The sequence below is a fragment of the Bradyrhizobium sp. USDA 4473 genome (genome assembly GCF_054063335.1).
The window spans coordinates 4,563,929-4,578,981 of the sequence record NZ_JBSSGE010000001.1; the positions used below are offsets into that span (position 1 = coordinate 4,563,929).

Sequence of the window (15,053 nt, forward strand, 5' to 3'; positions counted from 1 at the left end):
CGGGAGTTGACCATGCAGCGAACCAAGCCTCCGTTCCGCGCCGACGAGGTCGGCAGCCTGTTGCGGCCGCCGAAGATCAAGGAGGCCCGCGCCAAACTGGAGAAGGGCGAGATTTCGGCCGACGAGCTGCGCAAGATCGAGGACATGGAGATCGAGAAGGTCGTGCACAAGCAGGCCTCGGTCGGCCTCAAGCTTGCGACTGACGGCGAGTTCCGCCGCTCCTGGTGGCACTTCGACTTCCTCAGCCATCTGACCGGCTGTGAACTGTTTCATCCCGACATGGGCATCCAGTTCGCAGGCGTGCAGACCCGGCACGACGCCATCAGGGTGATCGGCAAGCTCGATTTCTCCGATCAGCACCCGATGCTCGATCATTTCAGGTTCCTGAAGAAATACGCCGACCAGGCCCATGTCACGCCGAAGATGACGATCCCTTCGCCGGCCGTGCTGCACTTCCGCGGCGGCCGCAAGTTGATCTCGAAGGAGGTCTATCCGGACCTCGAGGAATTCTATCAGGATCTCGGCAAGACCTACCGCAAAGCGGTGAAGGCGTTCTACGATGCAGGCTGCCGCTATCTGCAATTCGACGACACGGTGTGGGCCTATCTGTGCTCGCCGGTAGGAACTGCAGAAGTCGCGCGACCGCGGCGACAATCCCGACGGCCTGCAGGAGATCTACGCGCGTGTCATCAACTACGCGATCGCCGATCGGCCGTCCGACATGGTGATCACCACGCATGTCTGCCGCGGCAACTTCCGCTCGACCTGGATCTCCTCCGGTGGTTACGAGCCGGTCGCCGAGACCATGCTCGGAGGCACCAATTACGACGGGTATTTCCTCGAATATGATTCCGATCGCGCCGGCGGCTTCGAGCCGCTGCGCTTCCTGCCCAAGGGCAACAAGGTCGTGGTGGTCGGCGTCATCACCTCCAAGTTCGGCGAGCTCGAGAAGAAGGACGACATCAAGCGGCGGCTGGAGGAGGCATCGAAGTTCGCCCCGCTCGAGCAGCTCGCGGTGTCGCCACAATGCGGCTTCGCCTCGACCGAGGAAGGCAACATCCTCTCCGAGGAAGAGCAGTGGGCCAAGCTGCGGCTCGCCGTCGAAGTCGCGAACGAGGTGTGGGGCAAGTGACGCGCTAGCGTCATCCCGGGGCACGCAAAGCGCGAACCCGTGATCTCGAGATTCCGGGTTCGATGCTTCGCATCGCCCCGGAATGACGCTGTCTCTTGTACCGTCACTGCTCCGCCAGATACACCTCGCCGAGCAGCGAGGAGTTCGACCAAGGCACCTGCTTGCCCTTGGTCGCGGCGACGACCTCGGCGCGGACCCGCGTCAGCATCTGCTGCACCTCAAGGCCGGGCGTGCCGACATGGCGCGACAGCGCTGCCGAGAACGGGCTGTTGGCGCCTTCGCCGTCGAGCGCGATCTGGCCCGGCGCGGTCGCGAACGCGATTAGCGTGCCGGCGCCGAGCGTCGAGCCGGATCCGAGCGTCGCGGGCGCGGCAAGGCCGGAGCCGGCCTCGATGCCGCGGCTCGGGCCTGCGGAGGCCAGCTGCGGCGCCATCGGATTGTTGCGGCAGGCATCGAGGATCAGGATGTTGGTGCGGATCTGATCGTCGAGGCCGGCCATGATGGTGTCCATGTCGACCATCGCGTCCGTCATGCGGCTTCCTGCCTTGAACTCGATATCGACCGGCACGAGGTAGTTGCTGCCGTCGACCTGCACGCCGTGACCTGCGTAGTAGACCACCGCGATTTGCGCCCGCGCCGCCTCGCGCAGGAAATCGTGGATCGTCGTCTGCATCGCATAGCGATCGAGGTCGAGCCCTTCGGTGACGGTGAAGCCAATCTCACGCAGGCTCCTGGCGATGGCGCGCGCGTCGTTCGGCGGATTGGGCAGCGCCTTCACATGCGCATAGCCGCCGTTGCCGATCACCAGCGCGACGCGCCGGCCGGTTGTGGCGGCCTGCATGCGCGCTGCGGGGGCGGCTGGTGCAGCGGTGGGCGCCGGCGGTGCGGGAGCTGGGCTGCTCTCGGCGGCAGGTGACGATGCCGTCTTGCGCGGCGCCGCGTCGGCCTCCTTGAGCAGCGCGAGCCGCACCTTGGCGGTGGCCTGGTTGGCCTTGCTGCCGGCATCGGAGGAGGCGCCCTCGAGAACCGCGGCGTAATCCTCCTTGGCATGCGCGGCGTCGCCGTTGGCCTCATAGGCGAGGCCGCGCTGGGTATAGGCTGAGATCAGCACGCTGCCTGGCGGCGTCATGATGTTGGCTGGCGCCTTCGCCTTCGCCAGTCGAATCGCTTCCGTGGTGTCCGCGATCGCGCGTGCGATGTCGCCTTTGGCCCGCCAGATGACGGCGCGGCTGATGAGCGGTTGCGGCAGCGACGGGTCGATCCGCACGGCCTCGTTGATGTCGGCAAGCGCGCCGTCGAGATCGCCGAGCGCCTGCTTCGATGAGCCGCGGTTCTGGTAGGAAAACGCCGACTTCGGGCCCGCCTTGATCGCGGCGTCGTAGTCGGCGATCGCCTTGGCATAGTCGCCCTTGCCGCGATAGGCGTTGCCGCGGTTGTGAAAGATGATGCCGCTTGGCGGCCCCATGCGCAGCGCGTCGTTGAAGTCGGCGATCGCGATGTCGTACTCGCCCTTGTCGTAATAGGCCGACCCGCGCAAATTGTAGACGGCGGTGCTGGGCTTGAGGCGCAACGCCTCGGTGGCGTCAGCGATCACCTGCGCATAGTTGCCCTTCTTGTTCCAGCCGACCGCGCGCCAGAAATGGATGGTGGCGAGCTTCTCGCCGGAAAACACCTTCAACGCGATGATCTTGGTGCAGGCGTCGATCATCTGGTCGGCGGGCGTGGTGTCGGTCGTGCAGAGCGGGCCGAGTTGGGCGCGCGTCTGGGCGAAATTGGGCGCCGCCCACAGCAGGGCGGCAAGCAGGCAGGGAATCAGGAGCAGGCGGCGCATCGGTCATCCCCGGGGTGAGCGGTCATGGTGATCGGCGACGGCGAGGCGGTTGAAACGGCGATCCAGGTGCAATCCATGACTGTTTGGTGATGGAGCCGCGGAAGGGGTTCAATTGGTGGGAAAATGGTGGTAACACGCCGTCACGCACGATCTCTGCCCACTTTTGTCCCACTCACCGCTGCCCACACCGCCGTCCGCCCTTGGCCCCATGAAGAACGACGAAATCCTCAGTCAGATCACGGATTTCTGCCGCCGTTCCGACATGGCGGAGACGACGTTCGGCCGCCGTGCCGTCAACGACGGCAAGCTGGTGCACCGGTTGCGCGAGGGCAAGCGCATCACCATCGACACGCTCGACCGCATCAACGGCTTCATCGCGACGTCCACGCCGGGCGGTGTGGCGCCGCCGCGCGGCCTCGTGGTGCCGCCGGAAAAGCGCGATCCGCGGGGCAATTTCCGGTTCTTCGAGAATCGCCAGCGCTATTTGCTGTTCGTGCACACCTGCAGCGAGAAGCGGGTGATCGCCGACCGGGTGGCGCTGGAACTGGCCGCGATCCACCCCCGGCCGCCGGCGCTGCGGGTATTCGATGCCGGGATGGGCGACGGCACCGTGTTGGCGCGGGTCCTGCGTGCCATGCATGGCCGCTTCCCACATATGCCGTTCTATATCGCCGGCAAGGAACTGAGCCTCGAGGACGTCCGTCTCACCCTCGACAAGGTCCCCGACCGCCTGTTCGAGCATCCGGCCAGCGTCTTCGTCTTCACCAACATGTACTACGCCGAGGCACCCTGGCTGACGCCGAAGAATTCCGCGGCCGCCGCCAGCATGATCTGGCATGAGGTGGCCTTGCGGGGTGCGTCCTCTGGGGAATTCGAGGCCCAGATCGCCGAACTCGGCCCATTCCTTGAGCAGAACTGGCGAGCGAATCTGAGCCCCGGCAATGCGATGCCGATCTATGAGCGGCCGGTGGCGCTGGTGCTGTATCGGGATGATCACCGCTTCCTGCTCGATTCCATCATTCCGCGGGCCGGCCGCACCGAGGCTAATTTCGATCTCGTGATCGCCTCGCAGCCCTACCGCGCCAAATCCTCGGTGAACTTCCGCGCCAAGCGGATCATCGCGCCGCTCGCCCGCGCGCTGCGCGGCGGCGGACGGTTGATAGGAATCCACTCCCACGGCGGCGATCCCGGGCTCGAAATGATTCAAGCGGTGTGGCCCGGAGAAAATCCTTTCGCCGTCAGCCGCCATGAGATACTGCGCGCCGTGAAATACGAGTTGGGCTCCGCCGGACGCGAGCTGAACTTCAACGCCTACGCCGATAACCGTTCGATCTTTCGATATGATATGGAAGCGCTGCCCAATGAGGTGACCGGCTCGATCGGAACCTCGACGGCCTTTGCGGCGTGGAATGCGGCGGTATATGTCGCGCAGATCGAAGACGAGCGGTTGACCGAAACGACCGAAAACGGACGAGCTCTCGAGGCCACACGCGAGGTTCTCCGCAAACACAACGGGCTGTGGTTCTACGACGAATCCTACGTCATCTCACGGCGACGAGACTGACATTCCGGGGACATATTCACCAACCAACGTCGGACTTCGACGAAACAAGGGGTTTAGTTGATGCGCGCGTCTTATCTCTTCACCAGCGAGTCGGTCTCCGAAGGCCATCCGGACAAGGTCTGCGATCGTATCTCCGATGAGATCGTCGACCTGTTCTACCGCGAGGGACCGAAAGCGGGCATCGACCCGTGGCAGATCCGCGCTGCCTGCGAAACGCTCGCGACCACCAACAAGGTGGTGATCGCCGGCGAAACGCGCGGCCCGAGCTCGGTCACCAATGAGCAGATCGAGAGCGTCGTTCGCAACGCGATCAAGGACATCGGCTACGAGCAGGACGGCTTCCACTGGAAGAACTGCGACATCGAGATCCTGCTGCATCCGCAGTCGGCCGACATCGCGCAGGGCGTCGACGCGCTGCAGCCGGGCGAGGTCAAGGAAGAGGGCGCTGGCGACCAGGGCATCATGTTCGGTTATGCCACCAACGAGACGCCGGACCTGATGCCGGCGCCGATCTTCTATGCCCACAAGATCCTGCGCCTGATCTCCGAAGCGCGCCACTCCGGCAAGGAGAAGGTGCTCGGTCCGGACTCCAAGAGCCAGGTCACCGTGCAGTATGAAAACGGCAAGCCGGTCGGCGTCCGCGAGATCGTGGTCTCGCACCAGCATCTGGTCGAGGACCTCACCTCGAAGCAGATCCGTGACATCGTCGAGCCCTATGTGCGCGAGGCGCTGCCGCAGGAGTGGATCAGCAACAAGACGATCTGGCACATCAATCCGACCGGCAAGTTCTTCATCGGCGGTCCCGACGGCGATTCCGGCCTGACCGGTCGCAAGATCATCGTCGACACCTATGGCGGCGCGGCTCCGCATGGCGGCGGCGCGTTCTCCGGCAAGGATCCGACCAAGGTCGACCGCTCGGCCGCCTATGCCGCGCGCTACGTCGCCAAGAACATCGTCGCGGCCGGTCTCGCCGACCGCTGCACGCTGCAGCTCGCCTACGCAATCGGCGTGGCGCGCCCGCTGTCGATCTACATCGACACCCACGGCACCGGTAAGGTGTCGGAGGATCAGCTCGAGAAGGCGGCAGCCAAGGCGATGGATCTGACGCCGCGCGGCATCCGCACCCATCTCGACCTCAACCGCCCGATCTACGCGCGCACCTCGGCCTATGGTCATTTCGGCCGCACGCCCGACAATGAGGGCGGCTTCTCCTGGGAGAAGACCGATCTCGTCGAACAGCTCAAGCGCGCGCTCTGACTTGCGTCATTCCGGGGCGCTCGCGGGAGCGAGCGAACCCGGAATCCTTATCCGTCACCTCGAGCTTCCGGGTTCGCCTCTTTGAGGGGTCCCGGAATGACCAATTCAACAACAGGACGCTCACATGAACGCCCCCACGAAGCCCGGCTTCACCGACTACATCGTCAAGGACATTGCGCTCGCCGATTTCGGCCGCAAGGAGATCTCGCTGGCCGAGACCGAGATGCCCGGCCTGATGGCCACCCGCGAAGAATTCGGCCCCAAGCAGCCGCTGAAGGGCGCGCGCATCGCGGGCTCGCTGCACATGACGATCCAGACCGCCGTGCTGATCGAGACGCTGGCCGCGCTCGGCGCCGATATCCGCTGGGTTTCCTGCAACATCTATTCGACCCAGGATCATGCCGCCGCCGCGATTGCGGCTGCCGGCATTCCGGTGTTCGCGATCAAAGGCGAGACGCTGACCGAGTACTGGGACTACACCGCCAAGCTGTTCGACTGGCACGGCGGCGGCACGCCAAACATGATCCTCGATGACGGCGGCGACGCCACCATGCTGGTGCATGCCGGCGTGCGCGCCGAGCAGGGCGATACCGCATTCCTCGACAAGCCGGGCTCGGAAGAAGAGGAGATCTTCTACGCGCTGGTGAAGCGCCTGCTGAAGGAGAAGCCGAAGGGCTACTTCGCCGAGATCGCCAAGAACATCAAGGGCGTGTCGGAAGAGACCACCACGGGCGTGCATCGCCTGTACGAGATGGCCAACAAGGGCACGCTGCTGTTCCCGGCGATCAACGTCAACGACAGCGTCACCAAGTCGAAGTTCGACAACCTCTATGGTTGCCGCGAGTCGCTGGTCGACGGCATCCGCCGCGGTACCGATGTGATGCTGTCGGGCAAGGTCGCAATGGTCGCGGGCTTCGGCGATGTCGGCAAGGGTTCGGCGGCCTCGCTGCGCCAGGCCGGCTGCCGCGTCATGGTCTCCGAAGTCGATCCGATCTGCGCGTTGCAGGCGGCGATGGAAGGCTATGAGGTCGTGACCATGGAAGATGCCGCGCCGCGCGCCGACATCTTCGTCACCGCCACCGGCAACAAGGACATCATCACCATCGAGCACATGCGCGCGATGAAGGATCGCGCCATCGTCTGCAACATCGGCCACTTCGACAACGAGATTCAGATCGCTTCGCTCCGCAATCTGAAGTGGACCAACATCAAGCCGCAGGTCGACGAGATCGAATTCCCCGACAAGCACCGCATCATCCTCTTGTCGGAGGGCCGCCTCGTGAACCTCGGCAATGCGATGGGCCACCCGTCCTTCGTGATGTCGGCATCGTTCACCAACCAGACGCTGGCGCAGATCGAGCTGTTCGCCAACAACAAGGACGGCAAGTACGCCAAGAAGGTTTACGTGCTGCCGAAGACGCTCGACGAGAAGGTCGCCCGCCTGCACCTCGCCAAGATCGGCGTCAAGCTGACCGAGCTGCGCAAGGACCAGGCCGATTATATCGGCGTCAAGCAGGAAGGTCCCTACAAGTCGGATCACTACCGCTATTGAGCTGCGGTCATTGCGATCGATCACGTGAGAAGCCCCGGCATCGTCCGGGGCTTTTTGCTGCGGGCGCGTTTATCGCCCACGGCGTGAAGCCAACACTCTCAGCTGAACTTGAACATGCCCGCGTTCAGTTGTGCGGGTGCCTCGCCGATCAGCCACACCGCGTTGCCTGCGGCGTCGGTAATGATGGTGGTGTTGATGCCGGCCGCGTAGAATTCGGCAGCCTGGACGTCTGCGAACGAATGCAGTGAGGTACCTGCGAAATCGACGAAGTCGTTGACGCCGCCGGCGTTGAAGTCCTCGACGACCATCACTTCGGTATCGGACGCCTTGTCGTTGAGGTTGAAGGTGTCGCTGCCGCCGCCGCCCCAGGCGTAGTCGACGCCGCCACCGCCGGTGATATCGTCCGCACCCGAGCCCATCAGAAAGACGTCGACGCCGGTGCCGCCGGTGACGGTGTCCCCGCCGTTCGAGCCGTAAACGTAGTTCTGGCCGGAGCCGCCGTAGATCAGATTGCCGTCGGTTTCGCCCGACGAGATGAAAATGTTCAGACCCGAGCCGCCATACATCGTGTCGACGCCGGCGCCGCCATAGAAGTAGTTGGTGCCGGCGCCGCCGAACAGATAATCGGCGCCGTCGCCGCCATACATCACATTGACGTCGCTGGCCGACGTGCCGCCCGCGCCAACCAGTGTGTCATTGCCGCTGCCGCCGAACAGATAGTTGAAGCCGGTGCCGCCATAGATCACGTCATCGCCGTCTTCGCCGAGCAATACGTCGTTGCCGTTGCCGCCGCTCAAAACGTCAGCGTCGGCGCCGGCGTAGATGTAGTCGTTACCGTCGCCGCCGTCGATGGTATCGAAGCCGGCGCCCGCAACGATGATGTCGTTGCCTGCGCCGCTGGAGATCAGGTCGTTTGATGCCGTTCCATAGAGCGAGTCCGCACCAACCGTGCCGTACATGGTGTCGTCGGCGTAGCCACGGACGCTGTATCCGAGGTCCTTCAGCACTCCGAGATCGAGCGATGAAACGACGTATTGGTAGTCGTCGAAGAACACGATCCCATTCATCAGATCCAGCGTGAGCGGGTCCGTGACTGTTGATGGCGAGGCGTTGAAGTCGGATTGCTGATTGCCGAAGTGATAGTAGTTTTCCCCGTCGTTGCTGTCCGTCGTCAGCGGTACCGGGCCGCCATACGCGGCCTCCGCATGCGCACCGATGAAATAGGCCAGCGATCCGGACTTCTGGATAAAAGTGTCAAAGGTCGATTCATAGTTGCTGGGGAGTTGACCGCTCTGGCTGTACCAGCCCGTCATCCCGAACCCGTGCATCACCTCGTGCAGGAACACGTCGATCGGGTTGAGCTTGTTGTACGGGACCTGACTACTCGGACTCAGACCGTAGTCCAGATCGAGATATTGCAGATAGGAGGTGTCGACATCGATGGTGATGTCGCTCGTCGTGCCGCTGAGGTGTTGTCCCGTCGTCAGTTCGTACTGGCTCGAAGGCTCATAGACGTCGAAGCCGCCGTTGGTTCCGACATAATAGGACGACGTCGGCCCGCCATCTGCCCGCCCCACGGCGGTGGTCGTAATATTGAGGTCGACAACAAGATTGCCGATGCCGCCGATATAGTCCTGCCAGACGCTTAGCGCCTGTTGCAGGTCGTAAACCAGGGCCGAATCCGTCGCCGCTCCAGCGCTACCGCTGAGCTGAACAGTATAAGTCCAAGCCATTTCCTACCCCTCAGTAAAATCGTCCGCCCGATCCAACCGCCCGTTGCAAGATGCATTTGAATAATTTCGCTTTATCGACGCTTGATACCACTTTTAGTTGATCCGAGGCGAAAAAACTCGCTCGGCCCGCGGAATTTTCGGGGGGCGTTCGGCGCGGAAAAGCCCGCCTAAAAAATCTTTAGCTCACGATCGAGAGGTTCGCGGCCGTGACGGTTCCGGTGTTGGGGGCCTAGCGCGGGGCACTCGCAAGGCTCAACAACGAGCGGTAACATTTACTAGCGGCTCCGGCGCGGATCAAGCCGGGCGTTGCAGATGCCGTCTGGGCCCGAAGCATTCAGCTGAACTTGAACATGCTGCCGTCCAGTTGTTCCGGAGCGACGCCGGTCAGCCAGACCGCGTTGCCTGCGGCGTCGGTGATGATGGTGGTGTTGGTACCGGCCACGTAGAATGACGCCGCCTGGACATCGGCGAAGGAGTGCAGCGACGTGCCAGCGAAATTGATCAGGTCGTTGACGCCGCCGGCATTCAAGTCCTGGATCACCATCACCTCGGACGTCGAATCGTTGAGGGTGAAGGTATCGCTGCCGCCGCCGCCCGAGGCATAATCAACGCCGCCGCCGCCCGTGATGCTGTCGTTGCCGGAACCCATCAGGAAAACGTCAACGCCGGTGCCGCCGGTGACGGTGTCGCCGCCGTTCGAGCCATAGACATAGTTCTGGCCGGTGCCGCCATAGATGACATTGCCGTCGCTCTCGCCCGACGAGATGAAGATGTTGAGACCGGATCCGCCGTACATGGTGTCGACGCCGGCGCCGCCGTAAAAATAGTTGGTGCCGGCGCCGCCATACAGCAGATCGGCACCATCGCCGCCGTACATCACGTTGACGTCGCTGGGAGCCGCGCCGCCCGAGCCGTTCAGAATATCATTGCCGTTGCCGCCATAGAGATAGTTGAAGCCGGTGCCGCCGTAGAGCACGTCGTTGCCGTCTTCGCCAAGCAGCACGTCGAGCCCTGCATCGCCGAACAGCGTATCGTTGCCGGCGCCGGCATAGAAATAATCATTGCCGTCGCCGCCATAGCCGATGTCGTCACCGCCCTGGCCGACAAGAACATCGTTGCCACTGTAGCCATACAGCGTGTCCGCGCCGGCGTGGCCGTAGATCAGGTCGTTCGAGATGCTGCCGACCGCGGTCGGCTGCGTGGCGGTCGCGTAAAACGTCGTGGTGTTGCGATCGTCGTAGATCGATTCCTGCAAGGTGTCGGCGAAGCCGGGCTGGTGCTGCTCCCAGACGATCTGCTCGCGTCCGTCGCCATACATGGCGATCGCGGCCGCGCCGATTGCCGACGTGCTGTTCGAGGCTGTCGTCACCGTGCTGGCGTCACCAAGCGATCCGTTGCTTGCGATGTGGTAGCGGCTGACCGCCGTGACCCCAACGATCGCGTCGTTGGCGCTGTAGGTCACCGTCACGCCGCCGTCGCTCGCCGCGGCTGCGTCGATTGAATTGATGAAATAGCCGGTGCCGACACCGTCGATCTGCAGCGCCGGCGCGACCGCCGTGCCCGTCGCGTCAAACACCTGCACATCGATCACGGGGTTGAGGGCAGCGATGATCGAGTTCGTGTAGTCCCGCACCAGCGCGAAGCCGCCGCCGGAGAGCGCGACGACCTTGTCGTAGCCGACCGAGGCGCTGGGCCCGGGCGCGGTCGACAAGGTCATCTCCGATCCGACCGCAACGCCGGCCGAGGTGTAGATCTGCGCTTCGACATTGGCGCCGCTGATCCAGCTGACCAGGATGTTGCCATTGGTGAGCGTCGTCGCCGAAGGGGTGGTCTGGCTCCCGGCGGTCGTCGTGTTGACCGCAAACTCGGAACCGATCTTGTTACCGGCGGCATCGAACAGCTGGGCGTTGATGCCCGAGCCGGAGCCGTCGCCGCCGACGCCGCCCGGTAGAGGGGAAATGGCATCTTGCCAGACCGCAAGAAATCCGCCGCCTGCCACGGCCGTAATCGTTGCGTTGGTTTGGTTGCCCGCGGTGGTATTGAGCTTGATTTCCGCCCCGACGGTGCCGTCTGGCGCGACAATCTTCGCGAACACGTCGGTCCGCAGCGTGCCCGTGTTGTAGGATCCGTAAGTGTAGGAAACGGCGACCGATCCAGTGGAGAGCGCGGTCACGCCAGGCGACGAAACGACCGAGCCGATCAAGGTCGGACTGTAAGAACTGCTGGTGATCGTGATCGGGGTCCCGAACGTATTGCCGAGCGGATCGACCCGTTGCAGAGCGATGGATCGGTAGCTGAGGTCAGGGAAGTTGGCATAGCCACCTTGCATGTAGACCATCGCCATCTGGTCGTTGCCGATGGCGGCGAGCACAGGTGCATCGAGGTTGTTGGACCCGTTATCGGTGCCGTTGACAGGAGGATTGGGCTGCACGCTCGCGATCAGTACGGGGTTTCGCCATACGCTTCCCATCGCTTGATCCTCCACCTTCCCTGACATTTGCAATCGACGCGCAGTTTCCAGTGATTTTCGGTTCCGGCAAGTGCCGATGCCCGAGATCCTGGCCAAAGCGTCTGCGACCTATCGTCGTCAAGCTGAACGCAATGTTGTCTTCATGCCAGGCTCTGGAATCATGTTGCGGTTGCGAGTGCACCGCAGCGCATAGTCGCAAGCTTGCGGCCGACGAGACTACCCACCCGAGCTCGTGGCGCTGCCGTGAGCTGGTCCGCAGATCGACCAGGCGAATTCCGCGACAATCGTCGTGCAGATGAGCGTTGACTCGCGTAAATCCTCTCGCTTAGATTGTTTCCATATTTACTATTTCGTTAATATTGGAAAAGGGGAGGGGGAACTCATTGCCGGTCCAGGTCGGCTGAACGCGCCCCGATTGGATTTTCGTCACCTGATCAACTCAACGCACTAACTGAGCGGCAGCTCTTTCGCTGCTGCACTGCTGTCGTTTTTGCTCTCACGCTCTGTTTAGCCAATCGGCGTTTCCCGCTTCGTTTCTCCTGCCGAGATCTGGATTCTGCCGACTACTCGCATTGCACAACGACTTTTTTGACCACGCAAGGGGATTATATCATGGCGACATTTACAGGCACGTCAGGCAACGACACCGTAACCGGAACACCCAACGGCTCGAACACGAATGACACGCTGCTGGGACTTGCCGGCAATGACACGCTGATCGGCGGCGATGGCGCCGACTCCCTGGACGGCGGAACCGGGATAGACTTTGCATCCTACATCGACTCCAGCGTCGGCATTAAAGCGAGCCTGGCAAACCCAGCCGTCAATACGGGTTTTGCGGCCGGTGACACCTATACATCGATCGAAGGCCTGATCGGCAGCAACTTCAACGACACCCTGATCGGCAATGGAAACACCTCTTACCTGCAGGGCGGGTTGGGGGCCGACTCGATCATCGGCGGCTCGGCCAATGACTATGCCGACTACGCCAATTCATCCGCCGGGCTTGTGGTCGACCTCGCCGATCCCACCCAGAACACCGGCGAAGCAGCCGGCGATACTTACTCCAACATCTCCAAGATCAGAGGCTCGGCCTTCAACGACACGCTGATCGGCGACTCCAACAACAATACGTTGCGCGGCGGCGCCGGAGCCGACGTGCTCAACGGCGGTGCCGGCTTCGACTTCGCTTCCTATTCAGACTCGGGCGTCGGCATCACGGCAGACCTCGCAGACCCGACCCAGAATACGGGCGAAGCGGCCGGCGACACCTATATCTCGATCGAAGGATTGCGCGGCAGCGACTTCAACGATCATCTGGTCGGTGATTCCGGAATTAACTTCCTGCAGGGCGGTCTCGGAGCCGATACGCTGGATGGCGGCGCCGGCTTTGACTATGCCGACTATTTCAATGCAACAACCGGGGTCGTTGCCGATCTGGCGAACTCCGCGCTGAATACCGGAGAAGCCGCCGGAGACGTCTACATCTCGATCGAAGCGATCAGAGGCAGTGCATTCAACGATACGCTGATCGGCGACGCCAACAACAACTTCCTGCGCGGTGGCGCCGGCGCGGACTCGCTTGATGGCGGAGCGGGGTACGACTACGCCGACTACGGCAATGCGGCCACGGGCATTGTGGCCGACCTAGCGGATCCCACCCAGAACACCGGTGAAGCTGCCGGCGACACATACACCTCGATCGAAGGCATCCAGGGAGGTAACTTCAACGACACCCTGATCGGCGACGGAGGCAACAACAACCTGCGAGGCGGCCTCGGCGCCGACTCGCTCGTCGGCGGCGCCGGCACGGACTACGCGGACTACGGCAATGCGGCGACGGCGCTGGTCGTCAGTCTTGCAAATCCGGCCAGCAATACCGGCGAGGCCGCGGGCGATACGTATAGCTCGATCGAAGGCATTATCGGCTCGGCCTTCAACGACACGCTGACCGGAGACGGCGGTGACAACAATCTGCGTGGTGGCGCAGGTGCCGACGCGCTCGATGGCGGAGCCGGCAACGACGTTGCGGAGTATGTCAACGCCGCGGCCGGCGTGCTGGCCAGCCTGGCCAATCCGGCCTCGAACACCGGCGACGCTGCCGGCGATACCTACACCTCGATCGAAGGACTGAGAGGGTCGAATTTCAACGATACCTTGATCGGTGACGGCGGCGACAATCTGCTCGACGGTATCGGCGGCGCAGATTCGCTCGTCGGCGGTGCCGGCAATGATACCTACATTCTCGACAATCCCGGCGACACCATCACCGAGAATGTGGGCGAGGGCACCGACACGGCAGTGATCGTCGGTAACTTCAACTACACGCTCGCTGCCAACGTTGAAAACCTCGCGATCGCGACGTCCAACAATGTCTCGGGTACCGGCAACGCGCTCGCCAATTTCATCACGGGCGGCGCAGGCAACAACACGCTGGACGGCGGGGCCGGTGCGGACACGATGGCCGGCGGGCTGGGCAACGACACCTATTACGTCGACGATCCCGGCGACGTGGTGGTCGAAAACACCGGTGAAGGCACCGACACTGTTCACACCACGATCAACTACAGCCTGACCGCCAACGTCGAGAATCTGATCCTGGACGGTTCGGGCAATCTTTTCGGCACCGGCAACGCGCTGAACAACGTCCTGACGGGCAATGCCGGCAATAACTCGCTTTACGGCGGTGACGGCAATGATACCGCGACCGGTGGCGCCGGAAACGACGTGCTCGTTCTCGGCAATGGCGACGACTATGGCGATGCCGGCGACGGCAACGACTATATCTATGCCGGCGCCGGCAATGACGTCCTGATCGGCGGCAACGGCCTCGACGTGTTGCTGGGAGAGGACGGCAATGATGTGCTCTATGGAGGCGCCGGCTTCAACTATCTGTTTGGCGGGGCCGGCACCGATACCTTGATCGGCTCGGGTGGGACCGGCGGAAGCGATGTCAACGTGATGTTTGGCGGTGATGGCACCGACTATCTCTATGGCGGGAACAGCACCAACTACTTCTACGGCGGCGCAGGCGTCGACACCATGTACGGCGGCTCGGGCCTGAACATCTTCATCTCGTCGGGCGAGGCCGACGGCAATGTCATCTACGGCGGTTCGGGCCAGAACTACGTCTATGGCTCCAACGGCGGCGATACGGTGACCGGCGGCAGCGGCGTCGACGTGTTCCTGATGGGCAGCGGCAACGATGTCATCAGCGGTGGCGGCGGCGTTGACTACGCCTGGGGCGGTGGTGGCTCCGATACGTTCGTGATCAGCGACGCCTCTTCGGAGGTCATGGTCGTCCAGGACTTCAATACGGGCGGCGTGAATGACTTCGTGAACTTTGCAGGGACATCGCTGCATTCGTTTGCCGACGTACAGGCGGCCGAGACCTACGTTGCCGGGATCAACACCACGATCATCACCGATGCTGCCGGCAGTGCGGTCTGGCTGATCGGCGTGGCGCCGGCACAGCTCGATGCGAGCATGTTCAAGTTCAGTTGAGAATTGAGAC

7 protein-coding genes and 1 pseudogene are annotated in these 15,053 nt (G+C 62.8%); 5 read left to right on the forward strand and 3 right to left on the reverse strand.

Translation table 11 applies throughout. The features are described 5' to 3' along the window. Positions 1–12: 12 nt before the first annotated feature. Positions 13–1,132, forward strand: a pseudogene (locus tag ACVW17_RS21225) (cobalamin-independent methionine synthase II family protein). Positions 1,133–1,235: 103 nt separating this feature from the next. Here ACVW17_RS21225 and ACVW17_RS21230 read toward each other — a convergent pair. Beyond that, on the reverse strand, positions 1,236–2,963 hold the full coding sequence (locus ACVW17_RS21230) for a caspase family protein (protein WP_456753729.1): 1,728 nt from the start codon (positions 2,961–2,963) through the stop codon (positions 1,236–1,238). 208 nt (positions 2,964–3,171) lie between these two features. Here ACVW17_RS21230 and ACVW17_RS21235 point away from each other — a divergent pair, with 208 nt between their 5' ends. The 3 genes from ACVW17_RS21235 (at position 3,172) to ahcY (ending at position 7,336) form a co-directional block, all read left to right on the forward strand. Beyond that, entirely contained in the window at positions 3,172–4,527 is a 1,356-nt protein-coding gene (locus ACVW17_RS21235) for a hypothetical protein (RefSeq protein WP_456797839.1), read from the forward strand. Positions 4,528–4,587: 60 nt separating this feature from the next. Next, positions 4,588–5,784: a methionine adenosyltransferase gene (gene metK, locus ACVW17_RS21240; RefSeq protein ID WP_456753731.1), complete on the forward strand. Its 1,197-nt coding sequence runs from the start codon at positions 4,588–4,590 to the stop codon at positions 5,782–5,784. Positions 5,785–5,908: 124 nt separating this feature from the next. Continuing rightward, positions 5,909–7,336, forward strand: a complete 1,428-nt coding sequence (gene ahcY, locus ACVW17_RS21245; RefSeq protein ID WP_456753732.1) for an adenosylhomocysteinase — start codon at positions 5,909–5,911, stop codon at positions 7,334–7,336. 98 nt (positions 7,337–7,434) lie between these two features. On the opposite strand, the gene ACVW17_RS21250 is transcribed toward ahcY, so the two are convergent. Next, complete coding sequence (locus tag ACVW17_RS21250; protein WP_456753733.1) at positions 7,435–9,069, reverse strand: calcium-binding protein; 1,635 nt, start codon at positions 9,067–9,069, stop codon at positions 7,435–7,437. Between the two features lie 334 nt (positions 9,070–9,403). Then, positions 9,404–11,539: a calcium-binding protein gene (locus ACVW17_RS21255; RefSeq protein ID WP_456797840.1), complete on the reverse strand. Its 2,136-nt coding sequence runs from the start codon at positions 11,537–11,539 to the stop codon at positions 9,404–9,406. A 612-nt stretch (positions 11,540–12,151) separates the two neighbouring features. Between ACVW17_RS21255 and ACVW17_RS21260 the strand changes: the two genes are divergently transcribed. Next, complete coding sequence (locus ACVW17_RS21260; RefSeq protein ID WP_456753736.1) at positions 12,152–15,043, forward strand: beta strand repeat-containing protein; 2,892 nt, start codon at positions 12,152–12,154, stop codon at positions 15,041–15,043. Positions 15,044–15,053 lie beyond the last annotated feature (10 nt).

What these genes read in the sequence shown, in the direction of transcription:
- ACVW17_RS21255 (WP_456797840.1), bottom strand. Translation starts at nt 11,539, where the DNA reads ATGGGAAGCGTATGGCGAAACCCCGTACTGATCGCGAGCGTGCAGCCC.
- ACVW17_RS21260 (WP_456753736.1), top strand. Translation starts at nt 12,152, where the DNA reads ATGGCGACATTTACAGGCACGTCAGGCAACGACACCGTAACCGGAACA.
- ACVW17_RS21250 (WP_456753733.1), bottom strand. Translation starts at nt 9,069, where the DNA reads ATGGCTTGGACTTATACTGTTCAGCTCAGCGGTAGCGCTGGAGCGGCG.
- metK (WP_456753731.1), top strand. Translation starts at nt 4,588, where the DNA reads ATGCGCGCGTCTTATCTCTTCACCAGCGAGTCGGTCTCCGAAGGCCAT.
- ahcY (WP_456753732.1), top strand. Translation starts at nt 5,909, where the DNA reads ATGAACGCCCCCACGAAGCCCGGCTTCACCGACTACATCGTCAAGGAC.
- ACVW17_RS21230 (WP_456753729.1), bottom strand. Translation starts at nt 2,963, where the DNA reads ATGCGCCGCCTGCTCCTGATTCCCTGCCTGCTTGCCGCCCTGCTGTGG.
- ACVW17_RS21235 (WP_456797839.1), top strand. Translation starts at nt 3,172, where the DNA reads ATGAAGAACGACGAAATCCTCAGTCAGATCACGGATTTCTGCCGCCGT.